Below are 18,251 nucleotides of genomic sequence, written 5' to 3'. Positions count from 1 at the left end.
TGGACTGCGACTTAAAGTCGCAGTCCAGCAGGTGTTTCGCCCCGGTTTCTCAGCTTATTCCTGAAATGAAGCACCGCTATAGCGAACCGCATCTAGATGCTCAGGAACTAAATCGGAGAATTCCCAGTCAGAGATTGGGAATGGGTGTGAAGCCCTTCAAGCTCCTAATGTTGTGTTAAGTGTTGGCAGATATCTGGACCACGCCCTAATGGTCTGGATCTTAAACCCCGAACTTCCCCCTCCCCATAAGAAGTCCGGGGTTTTTTTTGCCTGCGATTTTACGTTGCAGACGGCTCGGCACCCTTGTCCGCCAGCTCCATCCATCCCGCCAATACAGTGTAGGCGTCTTCCAGGCCCATGCGCTTAGGGGCTGAAAATAACTGGATGCTCACTGCATTGCCCCAGCCTTTATGAATTTCGGCCTGCACTTTGAGCAGGGCATTTTTCGCTGCGCCGTACGTCAGCTTGTCGGCTTTGGTCAGCAGAATATGCATAGGCATGTGGCTGGCGACGGACCAATCGAGCATCAGCAGGTCGAAATCGGTCATTGGATGACGGATATCCATCATCAGAATCAAACCTTTGAGGCTTTCGCGGCTGCCTAAATAGGCTTCCAGGTGACGCTGCCAGTGCAATTTAAGCGGGATTGGCACCTTGGCGTAGCCGTAACCGGGCAAGTCCACCAGGCGACGATGATCGTCGAGACTAAAGAAGTTCAGCAGCTGTGTACGCCCTGGAGTCTTCGATGTACGGGCCAGGCTGGCGTGAGTCAGGGTGTTCAGTGCGCTCGACTTACCGGCGTTGGAACGTCCTGCGAAGGCCACTTCAAAGCCTTCGTCGTCGGGACATTGATCGACTTTGGCCGCGCTGAGCATGAAAGTTGCCTGTTGGCACAGGCCGAGGATGGGGTTCTTGAGTTGCATGGGATTTCCGATGAGGGCGGTGCCGGCAAGAGCGCGGCAAGCAGTGTCGTTTCCGTTTCAGTAGCGCCAGTATATAATGCCGCAGATTTTGTGTGCGCTTTGTCCCACCGTAGGATGAAGTTCACGGGAACGAGTGGTTTGAATTGCGCATTAGAACGCAGCACGTTCCCAACCCTGAAAAGGTCGTTTTATGAAGAAATGGCTGCTAGCTGCCGGTGTCTTGATGCCGTTTTTCAGCGCTCAGGCTACACAGGATCCGGAAGCTATGTACAACCGTGCTTGCGTGGCTTGTCATGCCGGTCAACTGCCAATGGCGCCGAAACCTGGCGACCGGGCAGTTTGGGCGCCTAGACTGTTGCAGGGTATGGATACGCTGGTGCAACACGTTACCCAGGGTTTCAAGGCAATGCCGCCGCGTGGATTGTGCATGGACTGCAGTAGCGAGGATTACCGCGCAATCATCCAGTGGATGAGCGAGTAACCCCGATACATAACTCTTTCACCCTTAGCCGTAGTTGGATTAGCTGATGAACAAATTAATCGTGAGTCTGCTGTTGACCTTGGGCATCTCTGGTATGGCCCAGGCCGCCGGTGCTGTTACCGGTGTTGTTGGCGACGCTGCTGCCGGTCAGGCAAAAGCGGCTGTGTGTGGCGCTTGTCATGGCCCGGACGGCAATAGTATGGCGCCTAACTTTCCGAAATTGGCAGGTCAGGGGCAGCGCTATCTGCTCAAGCAAATGCATGACATCAAGGATGGTAAGCGTACGGTCCTGGAAATGACCGGTCTGCTGACCAACCTGCAAGACCAGGACCTGGCTGATATTTCAGCTTACTTCTCCAGCCAGAAAGGCAGCGTAGGTGCTGCTGATCCGAAGTTGGTTGCTGCAGGCGAAGCGTTGTTCCGTGGCGGTAAACTGGAACAGGGCATGCCTGCCTGCCTCGGTTGCCACTCACCCAATGGTGCAGGTAACGTGGCTGCCGGCTTCCCGCACCTGGGTGGTCAGCACGCTACTTACGTGGCAAAACAGCTGACCTCGTTCCGTGAAGGTGATCGCACCAACGACGGCGATACCATGGTAATGCGTACCATTGCTTCGAAGCTGAGCAACAAGGACATCGCAGCGCTGTCGGCCTACATTCAAGGTCTGCATTGATCGCGGCCTGATCAGTCTGCGAACGGCTTACACTTTTCGCAATGATTTGAGGCTCTCCTGCATGGACGCAGGGTCAAAAAGGGTGGCTACGGCTGCCCTTTTTCGTGGCTGCCAGCGTTACACTAGCGAACTCAAGCCTGTCCGCCCGGTCCAACACTGGTCGCGCCAAGGCGACTTTATTTGCCCAGGAGTAAAGCATGCGTAATTTGATTCTCAGCGCCGCTCTCGTTACCGCCAGCCTGTTCGGGATGACCGCTCAGGCTGCCGAGCCTATCGAAGCCGGTAAACAGTATGTCGAGCTGAGCAGCGCTGTTCCTGTTTCCGAGCCTGGCAAGATCGAAGTAGTTGAAATGTTCTGGTACGGCTGTCCACACTGCTATGCCTTCGAGCCGACCATCAACCCATGGGCAGAAAAACTGCCTGCCGATGTGCACTTCGTGCGTCTCCCCGCCATGTTCGGCGGCCCGTGGGACGCTCACGGCCAATTGTTTTTGACCCTGCAGTCCATGGGCGTTGAAAACAAGGTTCACTCTGCCGTGTTCAATGCCATCCAGAAAGAACACAAAAAACTGACCACTCCAGACGAAATGGCTGAATTCGTCGCGACTCAAGGCGTTGACAAGGACAAGTTCCTGGCCACATTCAACTCCTTCGCGATCAAGGGCCAAATCGCAGCAGCAAAAGAACTGGCCAAGAAGTATGAAATTACTGGCGTTCCAACCCTGATCGTCAACGGCAAATACCGCTTTGACCTGGGTTCTGCTGGCGGTCCTGAGCAAACATTGCAAGTCGCCGACCAGTTGATCGCCAAAGAGCGCGCTGCTGTTGCTGGCAAATAAGAGGCGTTAGCCATGCGACGCTGGGGAACAGAACGCGTTGTTGGCAGGCACGATGCGCATGTCAACGAAGACCACCTGGAAACAAGCGGCTTGCCGGCCGATGGTCGGTTGCGCTTGCTCAGCTTCAACATTCAGGTCGGTATCAGCACCGAGCGGTACCGGCACTACCTGACGCGCGGGTGGCAGCATCTGCTGCCGCATACCGGGCGAGCAGGCAACCTGCAAAAGATCGGTGATCTGCTCGGCGACTTCGATCTGGTCGCGCTGCAGGAGGCCGATGGTGGCAGCCTGCGATCAGGTTATATCAATCAAGTCGAACACCTTGCCCAGCTCGGGGCCTTCCCGTACTGGTATCAGCAACTCAATCGTAACCTCGGGCGTTTTGGCCAGCACAGCAACGGTGTGCTCAGCCGTTTGCGGCCGTGGGCGATAGAAGATCACCCGTTGCCAGGTCCTGCCGGGCGCGGGGCCATCCTGGTCCGTTTTGGCGAAGGTCCGGAAGCATTGATCGTGGTGATGATGCACCTGGCACTGGGCGCACGCGTTCGCACCCGGCAACTGGCTTACATTCGCGAGTTGATTGGTGATTATCGCCACCAGGTGTTGATGGGCGACATGAACACTCATGCCACCGACTTGCTGGAAAACTCACCGCTTCGGGACTTGGGCCTGTTGGCGCCGCAGATCGAAGCGACGTTCCCCAGTTGGCGCCCTCAGCGCTGTCTTGATCATATTTTGCTCAGCCCCAGCCTGACGCTGGAGCGAGTGCAGGTCCTGGCTCAACCCATCTCCGACCATTTGCCCGTTGCCGTGGAGATCCGCCTGCCTGCATCGTTAACGGGTGATTCGCTGCCTGTGGCCAGCACGCCTCTTCGTGGAACCCTTGGATGAGCGAAGAAGCAGAACGCTGGAAAGAAAAGTACCTGAAAAGTCTCGAACAACAGGAAAAGCTTGAAAATCGCTGGAATGCGCGACTCGATCTGCTGCGGCGTGGCCTGGTGCGCAGCAGCCTGGCCGCTGAAGGCAGTGATCGCGCCGTTGATCACTGCATGAAAGAAATGCGTGAGGTCGTTCGCAAGGATGACATGGATGCCGCCCTCGCCGCGCTTCTCCCCCGGCTGGAAAAAGCCGTGCTCGATTCGGAGCAGCGCCGCGAAACCAGAGTCGGGCAGATGGGCACGGCCTTGAACTCATTAGTTGCCCAGTTGCAGAGTCTGCCCTTGCCTCGAGAGGTGAGTCGCCCGCTCAAGAGTTTTGCCAAGCAGTTGGATGAGCGCGTTTCTCAGGCGCGTGAACTGCCACTGTTGCTCGCCGAATTGAGCGCGTTGCAGGGCAAAGCGTTGACCCTGCTGGAAAACTCTGAAGAGACAAACTCACGGCCGGGACTCCTGCAGCGGTTGTTTGGTGGTCGCGAGGCTGCCAATACCGGCACGGAGCCGATGCCCGAGGCTGCGATGGGCTCGGTATTGGCGTCTGTCGAGTCGGTGATGCTGCCTGCCGAAACGCGGATTGAAAGCACAAAGGTCCCTGAGCACGCTCAAGTGGTGCAGGTCGCCTCACCCGTGCCTGCCGCTCCTGCAACCGGTCAGCGTGTTGATGACCCGGTAGAAGAGGCGCCTGAGCCTGCCGCGATAACGGTGCCAGTGCCTGCGGCTGTCAGCTCGACGCCAACGGTCGCGGCGCCTGCAGTCCTTGATGCCCGTGCGCCAACCGAGGCGCCAGTTGCCGCAGAGGTTGCGCTCGTTGTCGAAGAGGTGTTTGTCGCACCGGAGCTGATTGAGCAATTGCCAGTCGCGCTGCCTGAGCGCCTTCCAGACGCCGTCGATAGCGGCGCGCTGGCCGCTGAGCCGGTGGCTGAGAGCGTGCCGCAGCTCGATCAAGAGAATGTCGAGCAAGACGTCACCTACGACCTCCCGGCTACTCCAGAGCCAACTTACAGCTCTGTGGCGACACATATTGAAGAAACACTGCTGGGCCTGCTTGACGACCTGACCTTGCCGGAGCGTCACCAGCCTCAAGCACAGTCGATGCGAGAACGTTTGGCCAAGGGCCTGAACTGGTACGAATTGTTGCCGCTTCTAGATGACCTGGTCGTGCTGATGTTGGCGATCACGGACAGCGGACAGCATGAGTTCGAGGTGTACCTCAAGCAACTCAACGAGCGGCTTGAGTCATTTCAGAGCAGCTTGCAGGCCGCCAGTGAGGGCCAGGCCGACAGCTGCTCTGTTGCCCGCGACATGCAAAGTGAGCTGCGTGAACAGGTCGATGGCCTGCAAAGCAGCGTGCAGGACGCAGCCGACCTGAACAGCCTCAAGCAGGTCCTAGAGAATCGTCTGGAGGGCCTGCTGGGCACGATGGATCAGCATCAGCAGCAGCATGACGAGCGGGAGCAGGAAGTCGCTGCACGGCTGCAAGGCCTGGCGAACCGGGTCGCGACCATGGAACAAGAGGCTCAGGGCTTTCGCGTGCACCTTGAGGAGCAGCGGCAGAAAGCCTTGGTCGATCCGCTGACGGGCCTGTCCAATCGTGCCGCCTGGAGTGAACGGCTGGAGCAGGAGGTCGGTCTTCGGCAAAAAAATGGCAATGAGCTGCTGCTGGGGATGATTGATCTCGATTACTTCAAAAGGATCAATGACAACTACGGCCACCTGGCGGGCGACAAGGTGCTGAAGATCATCGCCACAGAACTGCGCAAACGTCTGCGGCCCGGCGACTTTATCGCCCGTTTTGGCGGTGAAGAGTTTGTTCTATTGATCCCGCATACCCCCATGCCTGATGGTGTGGCGTTGATGGACAAGCTGCGCAGGGCCATCGAGGCCTGCCCGTTTCACTTCAAGGGCGAGCCGGTAACGGTCACCATTTCTGTGGGGATCACTGCTTTTGGGGTGGGTGAGCGTAGCGAGTTTGTGTTGAAGAGAGCGGACGAAGCGTTATACCGCGCCAAGGATGAAGGCAGAAACCGCATCGAATGCGGCTGACAGGCCCCGTGTCGAGTAATGACTAAATATTGCGTAACGCTGCTTTACTAAAGCGTTTTGTCAGCATTACGTTATGCTATTGCATTACTTGCCTATGCGTGTTCCGACCTTCCATGAAATTGCTCACCGCTTTGGTTTTGTTCATCTTCCTGACCGCGTGCACCAGCAGTGGTCCGAAGCTCGACACCAGTCACCCCTCCGCCAACCATGACAGTCGGGTCCAGTTCGTCATCGTGCACTACACCAATGCGTCGTTGGAGCGTTCCTTGGCGCTATTGACCCATGGCGAGGTCAGCAGCCATTACCTGATCGGCGATCAGTCGCGCCCCACGGTCTACAAACTGGTCGATGAAAACCTTCGCGCCTGGCATGCCGGCGAAAGCGAGTGGCAGGGCCGAACCTGGCTCAACTCCAGCTCCATCGGAATCGAAATAGTCAACCCGGGTTTCCGCGATACGCCCACTGGCAGGCTTTGGTACCCCTATACAGAGGGCCAGGTCCAGGCGTTGATCGTATTGCTCAAAGACATCGTCAAACGCAATAACATCGATCCTCGACACATCATTGGACACAGCGACATCGCTCCTCTGCGCAAGCTCGATCCGGGCCCATTGTTTCCATGGAAGCGTCTTGCGGATGAAGGGCTGGGTATCTGGCCGGATGCACAGAGGGTGGCTCAGCGCCAGGCGTCGATGATGGACAACCTGCCGAGCGTTACCTGGTTTCAGCAGCAGTTGGCGCAGCTGGGTTATGTGACTCCCCAAACGGGCGAGCTGGATGTAGCTACACGTCACGTGTTAGCGGCGTTCCAGATGCACTATCGGCCGGAGCGATTCGATGGTCAGCCGGATGTGCAGAGTGCAGCTATCCTGCAAGTGCTCAATCATTAACGCTAAAAACAGCCGGCCCGTCTGATAGGGCAGGTTATTTTCTGAGTTGTTGCTATACCTCAGTGATATTCATTTGGATAGACATTGATGTCGATGGCTGCTGCACGCACTCTGATCTTTCGTCCCTGGCTGCTGGCCTTACTGGCGGCATTGATCAGTGCTGTCTTGTTGTTAGTCGGCAGCTTTGGCTTGGTCATGCATCAAGCCAGGCAGGATGAAAGAGAACAGATGAATGCTCAGGGCGAGCGCTTTTTGGTGCGTCTGGAGCAAATGTTCGGCCAATTGCGCGAAGGTCTCGATCAGCTGGAGGCCCAGCCTTTGCGCAGCTGTAGCCCGCAAATGCTGGAACTGCTGCGTCAGGTCAGCGTCAGCTATCGGTTCGTGTATGACGCCTCGTTTGTCGGTGGGTCGCAGCCGTGTTCGAGTCGGGGGGGGCAAAACCTGGTCGATTCCCCGCGCGCTCCGGATATTCGCGGGCCTACCTATGACTATTGGCTCAATACGTCTGCCCAGCCCGATGACAATCTGGCTGCGTTGATGCTGGGACGAGGCGATTTCCGGGTGTTGACCTCTCGGGGGCACCTCACCGATGTGGTTGATCTGCCCGTCGATGGCAGTCTGTTGGTGGTGCTTGATAAAGGCGCCAGGGCCATACCGGTGTTGGGGCCTGCGCAGGCATGGCCACCGACACCGGACTGGTCGGCCGACACCCTGCAAACCTTGGTCACCACCCCCACTCAGCTTATTTACCGGATGCCCACGCAGAGCCCGGAATACCAGCTTGTACTCATCACTTCGCGCACAGGGCTACAGCCGCAAACGAGGGGTGCCTGGTGGTTGCTGATCCCGGCCAGTCTCCTGATTGCGCTGTGCATCGGTGGATTGGTGTTGCAATTGGTGCGTCAGCGCCAGTCGTTGGGCGGCGAGCTTCATGGCGCGTTGCGTCGGGGCGAATTGCAGGTGCTTTATCAGCCAATATTCGATCTCAACAGTCGCCGCTGCGTCGGTGCCGAGGCTTTGGTGCGCTGGCGTCGGCCGGATGGCAGTTTGACCAGCCCGGATCTGTTCATTCCACTGGCGGAGAACACCGGGCAGATTCGGCAAATCACCGACTTTGTTCTTCAACAATTACTGGAACAGTTAGGCCAGTTATTGCGCGCGAATCCGCATTTGTACATCTCGGTGAACCTGGCCGCATGTGATGTCATGGCCCCACGCATTGGTCGGGTAGCGGCCAGATTGCTGACGCTGCATCGGGTGGCCGCGCGTCAGATTGCGTTCGAGGTGACCGAGCGCGGGTTGATTGATGTCGTGGTGGCACGCGATCACCTGCAAGCACTGCGCGACGTCGGCCATCAGGTATTGATCGACGATTTTGGCACCGGTTATTGCAGCCTTGCGTACCTGCAAACCCTGCCTGTGGATTGCCTGAAAATCGACAAGGCATTCATCGACGCGCTAGGGCACGATGCGGCGAGCAGCGGTGTCGCGCCGCACATCATTCGCATGGCTCACGCCCTGCAGTTGCGCGTGATCGCCGAAGGGATAGAGTCAGAAGCGCAGGCCGTGCTGCTCAGCAGTGAAGGCGTGAGCTATGGCCAGGGCTGGCTGTTTGCGCGGCCATTGAGCGCAGCCAAATTTTCCGAACTGGTTACCGGCGGGCGGCGAACACTCTCCCGCCGCAACGATGATGAGGCCTGAGACCTCACGCCTAGATCGGCAATGCCATGTAGAACTGAGTGCCCTGCCCCGGTCGCGAATAGACGCCCATCCGGCCACCGTGCAATTGCACGATTTCCTTGCACAGTGCGAGACCTAGCCCTGCCCCGCCTTTCTTGCGCCCGACCTGAACGAAGGGTTCGAAAATCCGCCCTTGCTGCCCATAAGCGATGCCTTCACCGTTGTCCTCGATGCTGACGATGACACGCTCGCCGTGGCGCCGTGCCTGCAGGCGAATCAGCCCGTTCTGCGGGGTATGGCGTAGCGCGTTATCCAACAGGTTATCCAGTACGCGCTCAAGCTGCGTCTTGTCGGCGTTCACGCGTGGGAGCGGCTCCTGAATCTCGACCAGCAACGCGATATTCTGCTCATCGGCTTGTTCGGCGAAACGCTGGCGCGCCAGCTCGAGCAGATCATCAAGGGCGCAGGGGGCGAGGCTGAGTTTTTGCAGACCATTCTGGTAACGCGAGAAATTCAGTAGATCGTTGATTAACTGCATCAAACGCTGCATTTCTTCATTGACCGTATTAAGCAGGTCGGCTTCACGCGAGTCCGCGGCAAAGTGCACGCGCTCTTGAAGCAGGCCGAACGCCATGTGCATGCCGGTCACGGGGGTGCGCAATTCATGGGAAGCGCGCAGTACGAACTCGCTGCGTACCCGCTCGAATGCACGTTGTTCGGTCACGTCGCGCAGCACCATCACCGCGCCAAGGATATGGCCCTTGGTATGGCTGACGGGCGTCAAACTGTAGGTCAGCAGCCGTGACTCGCCATCGACCTCAATGGCCAGGTCGTCGGGGACACGATCCAGACTTCCGCCGCGCAGCGTCAGGTACAGCTGTTCGTCCAGCTCAGGGCGCTGCAAGGCCTCGCCCAACCCTTGACCGAGTCGGTTTTCGTCCCAGCCCAGTTGGCGTTGGGCTACTGGATTAAGGTGCTCCAGACGGCCTTGCCGGTCAATCATGAGCAACCCGTCATCGATGCTGTCAAGCACTGCTTGCAGGCGCTGCTGACCCGCGAGCAGCTCATCGATATTCGTCGCCTGATGCTGGCGCAAGGCTTCGGCCATGATCCCGAAACGTCGAGTCAGCAGGTTCATTTCCGCCGCCGAAGAAATCGGCAGCGTGACCTCGAAATTGCCTTGGCCGATATTGTCGGCGGCCTTGGCCAGTGCCTCGATAGGTGCGCCGAAACGCTGAGCAATACCGTGGGCGGTAATAAAACCGATACACAAGACGGCAATGCCCACCAATCCCAGCAGGGCGGCAATCCAGAGAGCCCTTTCTCGGGCCGTACTCTGGGTTTGATTGATGTTTTCCAGTGCTTGCCTATGGGCGTCGATCAACCCGTTGCGCAGGACATCGAAACTGTTAGTCAGCGCGACATTATCGCGGACCTCGGCGGGTTGACGTTGCGATTGCTCGAAATCCTGAATAAACCGCTGATAATCGATGCGGGCCTGAGTAAAACCGTTTTGCAGATTGCTTTGCGCTTCGTTTTCGATGCCTTGGGCCAACAGCGCTTGAAACTGCTGGCGAGCCTGCAAGACGGCGGCTCTATCGGACTGTCCTTTGAGCATCATGACCAATTGATCGCCGAGGTTCTTGCGCAACTTCAGGCCCAAGTCGAGGGTGATGAAGTTTTGCTGGACCAGCGACTCCTGGGCTTTTGCCATCTGCATCACGCTGACGAGCCCGAGCAGCAGTCCCAGCAGCGCGACCGTGATCAACGCCGAAATGCTCAGGAACAACCGGGTACGCAACTTCATCGTGAACTTCATGAATTGAGATTCATAGCGTGTACTGCTTGCGTTTGCGGTACAGCGTCGAGGCATCGATACCCAGGGTTTTAGCGGCTTGGTCAAGCGTGTCGCTGGTCGCCAGAACGGCGCCGATGTGGGCTTTCTCCAATTCGTCCAGGCTCAGCGCAGCGCCGATCCGTGGTGCGTTATTGGTCGGCTGCTCGGCCATCCCCAAATGACTCACCTCCACGCGTTCTTGAGGGCAAATGATGCTGGCCCGTTCGACCACGTTACGCAGTTCCCGAATGTTGCCGGGCCAACGATAATTGAGCAGGGCTGCCCGCGCCTCTTCGCTGAAACCGCGTCCGGGACGGGCGTACTCCTTGACGAAGCGGGCAAGAAACCGGTCGGCGAGGGCCAGAATATCTTCGCTACGTTCACGCAGCGGCGGCAGATTCAGGGTAATGACGTTTAAGCGATACAACAGGTCTTCGCGAAAACGGCCATCGCGCACCATGTCTTCAAGGTTGAGGTTGGTTGCCGCCAGAATTCGCACATCGGCTCGACGCGTGACCGGGTCGCCAACGCGCTCGTACTCTTTGTCCTGGATGAAACGCAGTAGTTTAGGTTGCAGCGTCAGCGGGAAATCGCCGATCTCGTCGAGGAACAGGGTGCCGCCATCGGCCTGGTTGACCCGGCCCAATGTGCTTTCGCTGGCGCCGGTAAATGCACCACGGCTATGGCCGAACAGCTCGCTTTCCATCAGTTCGGCGGTCAGCGAGGGGCAGTTGATCGTGATGCAGGACTTCTTCGCCCGTTTGCTCCATGCGTGAATCGCACGCGCCAGCTCGCCTTTACCAGTGCCGGACTCGCCGAGAATCAGGATGTTCGCATCCGTATTCGCGACCTGACGCGCGGTTTCCAATACGGCCATCATCGACGGGCTGTGAGAGTCCAGGCCGTCCTTGGGCTTGCGCACTTCACCTTCCAGCGCTTCGAGCCGCGCGGACAGTTGACGGATTTCAAGTTGCTTGGCGGTGGCCAGTCGCAGTTGATCCGGGCTGCAAGGTTTTACCAGGTAGTCGGCCGCGCCCGCCTGAATCGCATCGACGGCGGTATCGACGGCTGAGTGGGCGGTGACGATCACCACGCGCATCCACGGCGCCTGGATGCGCATTTGCGCCAGCACGTCCAAGCCATTGTCTTCACCCAGGCGCAGGTCCAGAAAGCACAGGTCGAATACCTGGCGCTGAAGCAACGCCTCTGCCTGGGCCGCGCTGTTGGCGGTGGCGACGGTATAGCCTTCATCTTCAAGGCAATAGCGAAAGGTGCGAAGGATCGCGGACTCGTCATCCACTAAAAGAATACGGCCTTGATGCTCAGTGGCTGTGTCCATATTCCTACGCTCCTTTAAGACTGTTCTTAGTTAGTCCCGGAAAAATCGGGCAAGTTGCATGGTTAATTCTGCTTGATTCGGCGGTCTGCATGGTAGCTATCTGTTAGTGATGTCGTCATCGGCCTGATTTATATGCGTTTTAGCGTCTCAAACGTGCTGGCACGAGGCTTGCGACACTCCCGCGACTATCGTCACAAACAACCTGCGCAGACATTGATGGAGAATCGTTATGCACCCGCTGAAGAAGATTGCCCTGGCCACCGCTACGACCGCAGTACTGGGGTTGACCCCTATGTTTGCGCAGGCCGCTCAGGAAGATCTGGCTCCTCAGCTGACCCAGGCGCGGCAGGAAGGTTCGATCTGGACCGCGTTCGCTCTTAACCGCCATTTGAGCCCTTTCAAGATCGACGTCACGGTCGAGAAAGGGACTGCGGTGCTCAAGGGCAAGGTTGAAAATGACGTTGATCGTGAGTTGGCTGAACAGATAGCGCTCGACACCAAAGGCATAGACAAGGTCGATAACCAGCTGGAGGTAGACCCAAATGTCGCTGCTGAGCCAGGCACTAAAGCCAAAATCGCTCAGCGTTTTGAAGATGCAACACTCACCGCGACGGTGAAATCAAAACTGCTGTGGAACAGCGTGACCCAGGCGCTGAGTATTCAAGTGGATAGCAAAGACGGGGTGGTCACGCTTAAAGGCCAGGCCCAAAGCGCCGAAGCCAAGGAGCTGGCTGGCAGGCTGGCGAGCAACACCGATGGGGTGACAGAGGTTAATAACCTGATCAGCCTGAGTGCCAGTGACCCCTCGGTGCCCAAGGTCCAGCCTGGCGCAACTAACGCCGGCGAAGTGATCAGCGATCTCTGGATTACCAGCAAGGTTAAATCCAGTTTGATCTACAGCCGTAACCTTGATGGATTGAACATCAAAGTCGATACCAAGGATGGCATGGTCAGCCTGAGCGGTGTGGTCGCCAATTACGCCGAAAAACAACTGGCGGTCGAAATCGCGCGGAATATTCGTGGCGTACGCGGTGTTGATGCCGACGCGTTGAAAGTCATCACCCGGACGGCGGGTTAGTCCCATCGTGCAGAACGCACGATGCCCATGGGGCCGTCGTGCAGGATGCTTGCAAGTATGCGGCTGTTATTTATTTAAATACTTGATAAGTAAGGTTTTTTATAGATAAAGAAGCTGGCATGCAGGCTGCAGAAGGTTACGTAACAAAGGCTGAGCAGTACGCTCGCCCAACAAGATCGAACAGCCACTCAGGTGGAGGAGTTTCAGGATGAACAGCCCGCGTATCGCTCAACTGCGTATTTCGCCTCTGCCTATTCAGCAGGGTTTGTTTGTCAGCCTGGCGCTGCTCGTCACTTTGATTGTCGGACAACAATTTGAGCGTTGGGACAGTCACCGGAATGTGCATCAGATCAAACAGCCTTTCATGACCGGCAGCACCTACACCAACGTGAGCGCCGCAGCCCCGAAAGACGTTGCCCTGAGCTTGCAACCGGTCGAGGGGGAAGCCTCTGTCAGTGAACGACCTCATCCACAAAGCTGGGTGTTCTAGGCATGTTGTCCTGGAAGCCTGAAATATACGCAAGAAAAAACGCAACGTAAGGAGAATCACCATGTTGAGTTGGGCAATCACGTTCTTGATCATTGCTATCGTCGCTGCCGTATTGGGCTTCGGTGGTATCGCTGGCACCGCTACGGGTATCGCGAAGATTCTCTTTATCGTGTTCCTGGTGCTTTTTGTCGCTTCGTTCTTCTTCGGTCGTCGCGGTCGAGGTTGACGCGCTTTTTCACGCCTGTATGCCGCGACACAATCAGGGTCTAATCAGGAGAGCGCTGTGATGCAAGTCCGTGATTTTCATTCAGAAATGAATTTCGCGGACTTGCCGAGCGCTTTATTTTTCGACCATCGATCTAAAAATTTCCAGCAGAAAACTCCCCCGCTTTAATACCGAATTACCTTTTTATTCGCTCATGCCCCGGGTTGGATTTTTAAATCTCTTTTCGCTACAGGCGACGCTTTAGCCAGTCTGGCGCCGAAAAACGGTATTTATTCCCGCCGCGTAAATGACCTTGTTCAATCTGAAACCTGGGTTTCATTTGACGTACCTCATGCCGATTCGGCATGAGGTAGGCGTTTACGGCATTAGACGTCGCGTCTTGTCCTCGGAATAGTTGCGCCCTTTTTCGCCTGCTAAAGAGCTGGGACGCCCAACTGCGGAAACCTTCTACTGGACAGCCCTCAAGCCATCTTTGTCCTCGATGCGGCCTTCAAAAAAAGCCAAGTCAAATGCCTTGATGGGGGATGTCCACGCCACTTGATATAAGGGTAATGACATGAAGAAGGCAAAGCTGAGCCTCGCCTGGCAGATCCTCATCGGTCTGGTTCTGGGGATTGCAATCGGGGCACTGCTCAACCATTTCAGTGCTGAAAAAGCCTGGTGGATCAGCAACGTTCTGCAACCAGCGGGTGACATATTCATCCGCCTGATCAAGATGATCGTGATCCCGATTGTGGTGTCTTCACTGATCGTTGGTATCGCGGGTGTGGGTGATGCTAAAAAACTGGGACGCATCGGCCTCAAAACCATTCTCTATTTCGAAGTCGTCACTACCATCGCCATTCTGGTAGGCCTGGTGTTGGCCAATGTGTTCCATCCGGGCACAGGCATCGACATGAGTACCTTGGGCACCGTCGATATCTCCAAGTACCAGCAGACGGCCTCCGAGGTGCGGCACGAGCATGCGTTCATAGAGACCATCCTCAACCTGATCCCGTCGAACATCTTCGCCGCCATCGCTCGCGGTGACATGCTGCCGATCATCTTCTTCTCGGTATTGTTCGGCCTCGGCTTGTCCAGCCTGCAATCAGACCTGCGTGAGCCGCTGGTAAAGATGTTTCAGGGCGTCTCGGAAAGCATGTTCAAAGTTACCCATATGATCATGAGCTACGCCCCGATAGGTGTGTTTGCCTTGATCGCGGTCACGGTCGCTAACTTCGGTTTTGCGTCCCTGCTGCCGCTGGCCAAGCTGGTGATCCTGGTTTACTTCGCCATCGCTTTTTTTGCCTTCATGGTGCTGGGTCTGATTGCCCGCCTGTTCGGGTTCTCGGTGATCAAGCTGATGCGCATCTTTAAAGATGAGCTGGTCCTCGCCTACTCCACCGCCAGCTCCGAGACCGTGCTGCCGCGTGTGATCGAGAAGATGGAAGCCTACGGCGCACCCAAGGCTATTTGCAGCTTCGTGGTGCCAACCGGCTACTCGTTCAACCTTGATGGCTCGACCCTGTATCAGAGCATTGCGGCGATCTTCATTGCTCAGCTTTATGGCATTGACCTGTCGATAGGGCAGCAATTGATGCTGGTCTTGACCCTGATGGTCACGTCCAAAGGGATCGCGGGCGTGCCGGGCGTGTCCTTCGTGGTGTTGCTGGCAACGTTGGGTAGCGCGGGTATTCCGTTGGAAGGTCTGGCCTTTATCGCCGGTGTCGACCGGATCATGGACATGGCCCGTACGGCGCTGAACGTGATCGGCAATGCCTTGGCGGTGTTGGTGATCTCGCGCTGGGAAGGCATGTATGACGATGCCAAGGGCGAGCGCTACTGGAACTCCCTTCCGCACTGGCGCAGCAAAGAGCCGCTGCCAGCGGGTGAAACCGTCATTGACTGATCACTGACGCGCCGCACTGACAAACCCCGGATTTCCGGGGTTTTGTCTTTTTGACGTTCCTGCCGCAATACGGCCAGCCCCATTTGTTGTTAACCCCTGTCGCCGCTATCATCGCCGCATCTTCTGAGGGACTTACTGATGCTCAATGGCCTATGGCTTGGCTTTTTTGTGGTGGCGGCGGTCTCGGCGCTGGCGCAGTGGCTGATTGGCGGGAATGCCGGGATCTTTGCAGCGATGGTGGAAAGCATTTTCGCCATGGCCAAGTTGTCGGTCGATGTGATGATCCTGCTGTTCGGTACCCTCACCCTCTGGTTAGGGTTTCTGCGCATTGCGGAGAAGGCCGGGATCGTCGATTGGCTGGCCAAGGTACTGGGTCCGTTGTTCCGCCATCTGATGCCTGACGTCCCGCCTGGTCATCCGGCGCTGGGGCTGATCACCCTCAACTTCGCTGCCAATGGCTTGGGTCTGGACAACGCCGCCACACCTATTGGTCTCAAGGCCATGCGTGCGCTGCAAGAGCTGAACCCCAGCAAGACCACGGCCAGTAACGCGCAGATTCTGTTTCTTGTGCTCAACGCTTCGTCCCTGACCCTGATGCCGGTGACGATCTTTATGTACCGGGCTCAGCAAGGCGCGGTGGATCCGACGCTGGTGTTCTTGCCGATTTTGCTGGCGACCAGCGCCTCCAGCCTGGTCGGATTGCTGTCGGTAGCGTTCATGCAACGCTTGCGGTTGTGGGACCCGGTGGTCCTGGCGTATTTGATTCCCGGTGCACTGCTGCTGGGCGGTTTCATGACGCTGCTCGCCGGGCTGTCGGCTACCGCGTTGGCAAGCCTGTCGTCGATCCTCGGTAATTTGACGTTGTTTGGCCTGATCATGGTGTTTCTGCTCATTGCCGCGTTCAAGAAAGTGAAGGTGTACGAGGCCTTTGTCGAGGGCGCGAAAGAAGGCTTCGATGTCGCCAAGAACCTACTGCCCTATTTGGTAGCGATGCTCTGCGCGGTCGGTGTATTGCGTGCGTCAGGTGCGCTGGATTTCGGCCTTGATGGCATTCGGCATCTGGTGCAATGGGTGGGGATAGACTCCCGCTTCGTCGATGCCCTGCCCACTGCAATGGTCAAACCGTTCTCTGGCAGCGCCGCACGGGCGATGCTGATCGAGACCATGCAGACTCAGGGCGTCGACAGCTTTCCGGCGCTGGTGGCCGCGACGATTCAGGGCAGCACTGAAACCACCTTCTACGTGCTGGCGGTCTACTTCGGGTCTGTCGGTATCCAGCGTGCGCGGCATGCGGTGGGTTGCGCACTGCTGGCGGAACTGGCTGGGGTCGTTGCGGCCATCCTCGTTTGCTACTGGTTCTTCGGCGCCATGGCGTAATGCTTTTGACCCTGCTCAAGGGTCCATTGCACCAGTTGCGCCGCTAGCGTATCGCTGGCCTGACTGAAACCCGCCACCACCGAAGGTACCTGTTTGTCAGTGACGGGTTGGTGTACGTCGAAACGACGGCTGGCGACGATGCGTTTGTCCTCACTGACCAGTCGCGCATCGAGACGGACGACCACGTCGATGACCTGTCCATGGTATTCGCTCTGGAACGCCTGTAGCTCGCCGCTCAACTCAAAATCCGCCTGCAGGTTACTGTCATCGGTGCTGAGCGACTGCACGCGGCCATCGCGCGTAAAGGCGTCAAGCAGTCGGTTGCGCAGTGCCACCGGGGCCGGATCGCTCCAGCGCGCGCCCTTGTAATTACTGATCAGATCCCCCTGAGGCACGACGGCGATTCGCGGGCTGTCCAGCGCCTCGCTGGCTCTGGGTCGGGCCACCCTTAGCGACCAGGCAAGCGGTGCTCCGTGGGCGGCTTGCGGTGCTGATTGCGACGTGGTCAATCGGTAGACATCGGACGGTTCAGCTTGTGGCAGGATCGAGCACGCGCTCGACAGCAACAATGCTCCGGCAACGGCGAAACGACCGAGTGAGTGATGGGCAAGCCTCATGGCTCGAACTCCTTGTTCTTGTCGCGGCCCAGAAGGTAACCGCTCGGATTGGCTTCCAGGCGGCGGGAAATTAACCGGAACGAGGTCAGCGTGTCGCGCAATTCGCGCACGGCCGGGCCTAGTTCGCTGAGTCCTTGCATGCCGCTGTCGAGCGAATCATGGTTATTTTTGAGCAGGTTGCTGATGGTCAGGCTGCTTTGCTCGATGGATTTCATCGCCTGTTCGGCGCTGTTGAACATCTGTTTGCCGTCATTGTTGAGCAAGCCGTTAGCGTTGCGCATCAACAAGGCGGTTTGCTCCAGCGTTGCACTCGCTTGCTTACCGACCTGCGCCAGTTGGTTGAGGGCCTGGCGTATATCGTCGCGCTGCTCGGCGATGACGCCGGTGGTTTGTTCCAGATGCTGGAGGGTCAGGCTGAGGCTTTTCGCGTTGTCGGGCGAGAACATCTGGTTGGCGTTGTGCAGCAATTCATTAACGCCGCTCATCAGGTCGCCGGTGTCGTTCAGCAGTCGGGCGATGGGCGAGGGCTTGGCGAAAATAACAGGAAGTTTACCGTCGACGCCCCGCAATACATGGCTTTCTGGCGTGCCGCCACTGAGCTGGATGATCGAGGTGCCCGTAATCCCGGTCAGGGCCAGTTTGGCTTGAGTGTCTTCCTTGATCGGGGTTTCGCCCGCGATACGGATCCGCGCCAGCACTCGCCGCGGATCCTCTGGGTCCAGGCGCAACTGCGCCACGTCGCCGACCTTGATTCCGCTGTATTGCACGCCACTGCCGTTCGACAGGCCCGTCACGGCCTCGTTGAACACAACCTCATACTCTTTGAACTCGGTGTCGACACTGGATTTTGCCAGCCACAGGCTGAACAGCAGCGCTGCGGCGACCACTATCACGGTGAATAAGCCAATCAGCACATGATGGGCACGGGTTTCCAT

General features: G+C 57.4%; 17 protein-coding genes. 12 read left to right on the top strand and 5 right to left on the bottom strand.

Features of this window, described 5'->3' with window-relative positions; all coding sequences use genetic code 11:
* Positions 1–278: 278 nt before the first annotated feature.
* The gene (gene yihA, locus ACVBEG_RS23965; protein ID WP_322177186.1) at positions 279–923 is read right to left on the bottom strand and encodes a ribosome biogenesis GTP-binding protein YihA/YsxC; all 645 of its coding nucleotides are present in this window, start codon (positions 921–923) and stop codon (positions 279–281) included.
* Between the two features lie 190 nt (positions 924–1,113).
* On the opposite strand from yihA, the gene ACVBEG_RS23960 reads away from it, so the two are divergent.
* The 7 genes from ACVBEG_RS23960 to ACVBEG_RS23930 all read left to right on the top strand — a co-directional run bounded on the left by ACVBEG_RS23960 (position 1,114) and on the right by ACVBEG_RS23930 (position 8,485).
* Positions 1,114–1,404, top strand: coding sequence for a c-type cytochrome (locus tag ACVBEG_RS23960; RefSeq protein ID WP_322177187.1), 291 nt, complete (start codon positions 1,114–1,116; stop codon positions 1,402–1,404).
* A gap of 46 nt (positions 1,405–1,450) precedes the next feature.
* On the top strand, positions 1,451–2,077 hold the full coding sequence (locus tag ACVBEG_RS23955) for a c-type cytochrome (protein ID WP_322177188.1): 627 nt from the start codon (positions 1,451–1,453) through the stop codon (positions 2,075–2,077).
* A 197-nt stretch (positions 2,078–2,274) separates the two neighbouring features.
* Positions 2,275–2,916 (top strand): thiol:disulfide interchange protein DsbA, encoded by a 642-nt coding sequence (gene dsbA / locus ACVBEG_RS23950; protein WP_322177189.1) that lies wholly within the window; start codon positions 2,275–2,277, stop codon positions 2,914–2,916.
* A 12-nt stretch (positions 2,917–2,928) separates the two neighbouring features.
* On the top strand, positions 2,929–3,807 hold the full coding sequence (locus ACVBEG_RS23945; RefSeq protein WP_322177190.1) for an endonuclease/exonuclease/phosphatase family protein: 879 nt from the start codon (positions 2,929–2,931) through the stop codon (positions 3,805–3,807).
* Positions 3,804–5,894 carry a diguanylate cyclase gene (locus tag ACVBEG_RS23940; RefSeq protein WP_447108360.1) on the top strand — a complete coding sequence of 697 codons (2,091 nt, stop codon included), beginning with the start codon at positions 3,804–3,806 and terminating at the stop codon, positions 5,892–5,894. The genes ACVBEG_RS23945 and ACVBEG_RS23940 overlap by 4 nt, the downstream gene beginning before the upstream one ends.
* A gap of 113 nt (positions 5,895–6,007) precedes the next feature.
* Positions 6,008–6,784, top strand: coding sequence for an N-acetylmuramoyl-L-alanine amidase (locus tag ACVBEG_RS23935; protein WP_322177192.1), 777 nt, complete (start codon positions 6,008–6,010; stop codon positions 6,782–6,784).
* Positions 6,785–6,871: 87 nt separating this feature from the next.
* Complete coding sequence (locus tag ACVBEG_RS23930) at positions 6,872–8,485, top strand: EAL domain-containing protein (RefSeq protein ID WP_407074611.1); 1,614 nt, start codon at positions 6,872–6,874, stop codon at positions 8,483–8,485.
* 10 nt (positions 8,486–8,495) lie between these two features.
* Here the strand turns inward: ACVBEG_RS23930 and ACVBEG_RS23925 are convergent, their stop codons facing one another.
* Positions 8,496–10,283, bottom strand: a complete 1,788-nt coding sequence (locus ACVBEG_RS23925) for a KinB sensor domain-containing domain (RefSeq protein WP_322177193.1) — start codon at positions 10,281–10,283, stop codon at positions 8,496–8,498.
* A 10-nt stretch (positions 10,284–10,293) separates the two neighbouring features.
* The gene (gene algB / locus ACVBEG_RS23920) at positions 10,294–11,640 is read right to left on the bottom strand and encodes a sigma-54-dependent response regulator transcription factor AlgB (protein ID WP_322177194.1); all 1,347 of its coding nucleotides are present in this window, start codon (positions 11,638–11,640) and stop codon (positions 10,294–10,296) included.
* Positions 11,641–11,869: 229 nt separating this feature from the next.
* Between algB and ACVBEG_RS23915 the strand changes: the two genes are divergently transcribed.
* The 5 genes from ACVBEG_RS23915 (at position 11,870) to ACVBEG_RS23895 (ending at position 16,699) form a co-directional block, all read left to right on the top strand.
* Entirely contained in the window at positions 11,870–12,718 is an 849-nt protein-coding gene (locus ACVBEG_RS23915; RefSeq protein WP_322218760.1) for a BON domain-containing protein, read from the top strand.
* Between the two features lie 208 nt (positions 12,719–12,926).
* On the top strand, positions 12,927–13,208 hold the full coding sequence (locus tag ACVBEG_RS23910; protein ID WP_322177196.1) for a hypothetical protein: 282 nt from the start codon (positions 12,927–12,929) through the stop codon (positions 13,206–13,208).
* Between the two features lie 61 nt (positions 13,209–13,269).
* Entirely contained in the window at positions 13,270–13,434 is a 165-nt protein-coding gene (locus tag ACVBEG_RS23905) for a DUF1328 domain-containing protein (protein ID WP_322177197.1), read from the top strand.
* Between the two features lie 556 nt (positions 13,435–13,990).
* Complete coding sequence (gene gltP, locus ACVBEG_RS23900) at positions 13,991–15,322, top strand: glutamate/aspartate:proton symporter GltP (protein ID WP_219063277.1); 1,332 nt, start codon at positions 13,991–13,993, stop codon at positions 15,320–15,322.
* A gap of 138 nt (positions 15,323–15,460) precedes the next feature.
* Positions 15,461–16,699, top strand: a complete 1,239-nt coding sequence (locus ACVBEG_RS23895; protein ID WP_447108359.1) for a nucleoside recognition domain-containing protein — start codon at positions 15,461–15,463, stop codon at positions 16,697–16,699.
* Here the strand turns inward: ACVBEG_RS23895 and ACVBEG_RS23890 are convergent.
* Both ACVBEG_RS23890 and ACVBEG_RS23885 read right to left on the bottom strand, forming a co-directional pair.
* Positions 16,672–17,316, bottom strand: coding sequence for an ABC-type transport auxiliary lipoprotein family protein (locus tag ACVBEG_RS23890; RefSeq protein ID WP_322177199.1), 645 nt, complete (start codon positions 17,314–17,316; stop codon positions 16,672–16,674). The two genes, ACVBEG_RS23895 and ACVBEG_RS23890, sit on opposite strands and share 28 nt — an antisense overlap.
* Positions 17,313–18,251 carry an MlaD family protein gene (locus ACVBEG_RS23885; RefSeq protein WP_322177200.1) on the bottom strand — a complete coding sequence of 313 codons (939 nt, stop codon included), beginning with the start codon at positions 18,249–18,251 and terminating at the stop codon, positions 17,313–17,315. Before ACVBEG_RS23885 ends, ACVBEG_RS23890 begins: the two co-directional genes overlap by 4 nt.

This window comes from Pseudomonas sp. GG8 (genome assembly GCF_052976945.1).
This window is presented reverse-complemented; position numbering and strand designations above follow the sequence as displayed.

Excerpts from the sequence above, each read along its gene's own strand:
- ACVBEG_RS23925 (WP_322177193.1), bottom strand. The coding sequence starts at position 10,283 with ATGAAGTTCACGATGAAGTTGCGTACCCGGTTGTTCCTGAGCATTTCG.
- ACVBEG_RS23910 (WP_322177196.1), top strand. The coding sequence starts at position 12,927 with ATGAACAGCCCGCGTATCGCTCAACTGCGTATTTCGCCTCTGCCTATT.
- gltP (WP_219063277.1), top strand. The coding sequence starts at position 13,991 with ATGAAGAAGGCAAAGCTGAGCCTCGCCTGGCAGATCCTCATCGGTCTG.
- ACVBEG_RS23930 (WP_407074611.1), top strand. The coding sequence starts at position 6,872 with ATGTCGATGGCTGCTGCACGCACTCTGATCTTTCGTCCCTGGCTGCTG.
- ACVBEG_RS23935 (WP_322177192.1), top strand. The coding sequence starts at position 6,008 with ATGAAATTGCTCACCGCTTTGGTTTTGTTCATCTTCCTGACCGCGTGC.
- ACVBEG_RS23940 (WP_447108360.1), top strand. The coding sequence starts at position 3,804 with ATGAGCGAAGAAGCAGAACGCTGGAAAGAAAAGTACCTGAAAAGTCTC.
- ACVBEG_RS23885 (WP_322177200.1), bottom strand. The coding sequence starts at position 18,251 with ATGGAAACCCGTGCCCATCATGTGCTGATTGGCTTATTCACCGTGATA.
- yihA (WP_322177186.1), bottom strand. The coding sequence starts at position 923 with ATGCAACTCAAGAACCCCATCCTCGGCCTGTGCCAACAGGCAACTTTC.
- algB (WP_322177194.1), bottom strand. The coding sequence starts at position 11,640 with ATGGACACAGCCACTGAGCATCAAGGCCGTATTCTTTTAGTGGATGAC.
- dsbA (WP_322177189.1), top strand. The coding sequence starts at position 2,275 with ATGCGTAATTTGATTCTCAGCGCCGCTCTCGTTACCGCCAGCCTGTTC.
- ACVBEG_RS23955 (WP_322177188.1), top strand. The coding sequence starts at position 1,451 with ATGAACAAATTAATCGTGAGTCTGCTGTTGACCTTGGGCATCTCTGGT.
- ACVBEG_RS23905 (WP_322177197.1), top strand. The coding sequence starts at position 13,270 with ATGTTGAGTTGGGCAATCACGTTCTTGATCATTGCTATCGTCGCTGCC.
- ACVBEG_RS23915 (WP_322218760.1), top strand. The coding sequence starts at position 11,870 with ATGCACCCGCTGAAGAAGATTGCCCTGGCCACCGCTACGACCGCAGTA.
- ACVBEG_RS23960 (WP_322177187.1), top strand. The coding sequence starts at position 1,114 with ATGAAGAAATGGCTGCTAGCTGCCGGTGTCTTGATGCCGTTTTTCAGC.
- ACVBEG_RS23945 (WP_322177190.1), top strand. The coding sequence starts at position 2,929 with ATGCGACGCTGGGGAACAGAACGCGTTGTTGGCAGGCACGATGCGCAT.
- ACVBEG_RS23890 (WP_322177199.1), bottom strand. The coding sequence starts at position 17,316 with ATGAGGCTTGCCCATCACTCACTCGGTCGTTTCGCCGTTGCCGGAGCA.
- ACVBEG_RS23895 (WP_447108359.1), top strand. The coding sequence starts at position 15,461 with ATGCTCAATGGCCTATGGCTTGGCTTTTTTGTGGTGGCGGCGGTCTCG.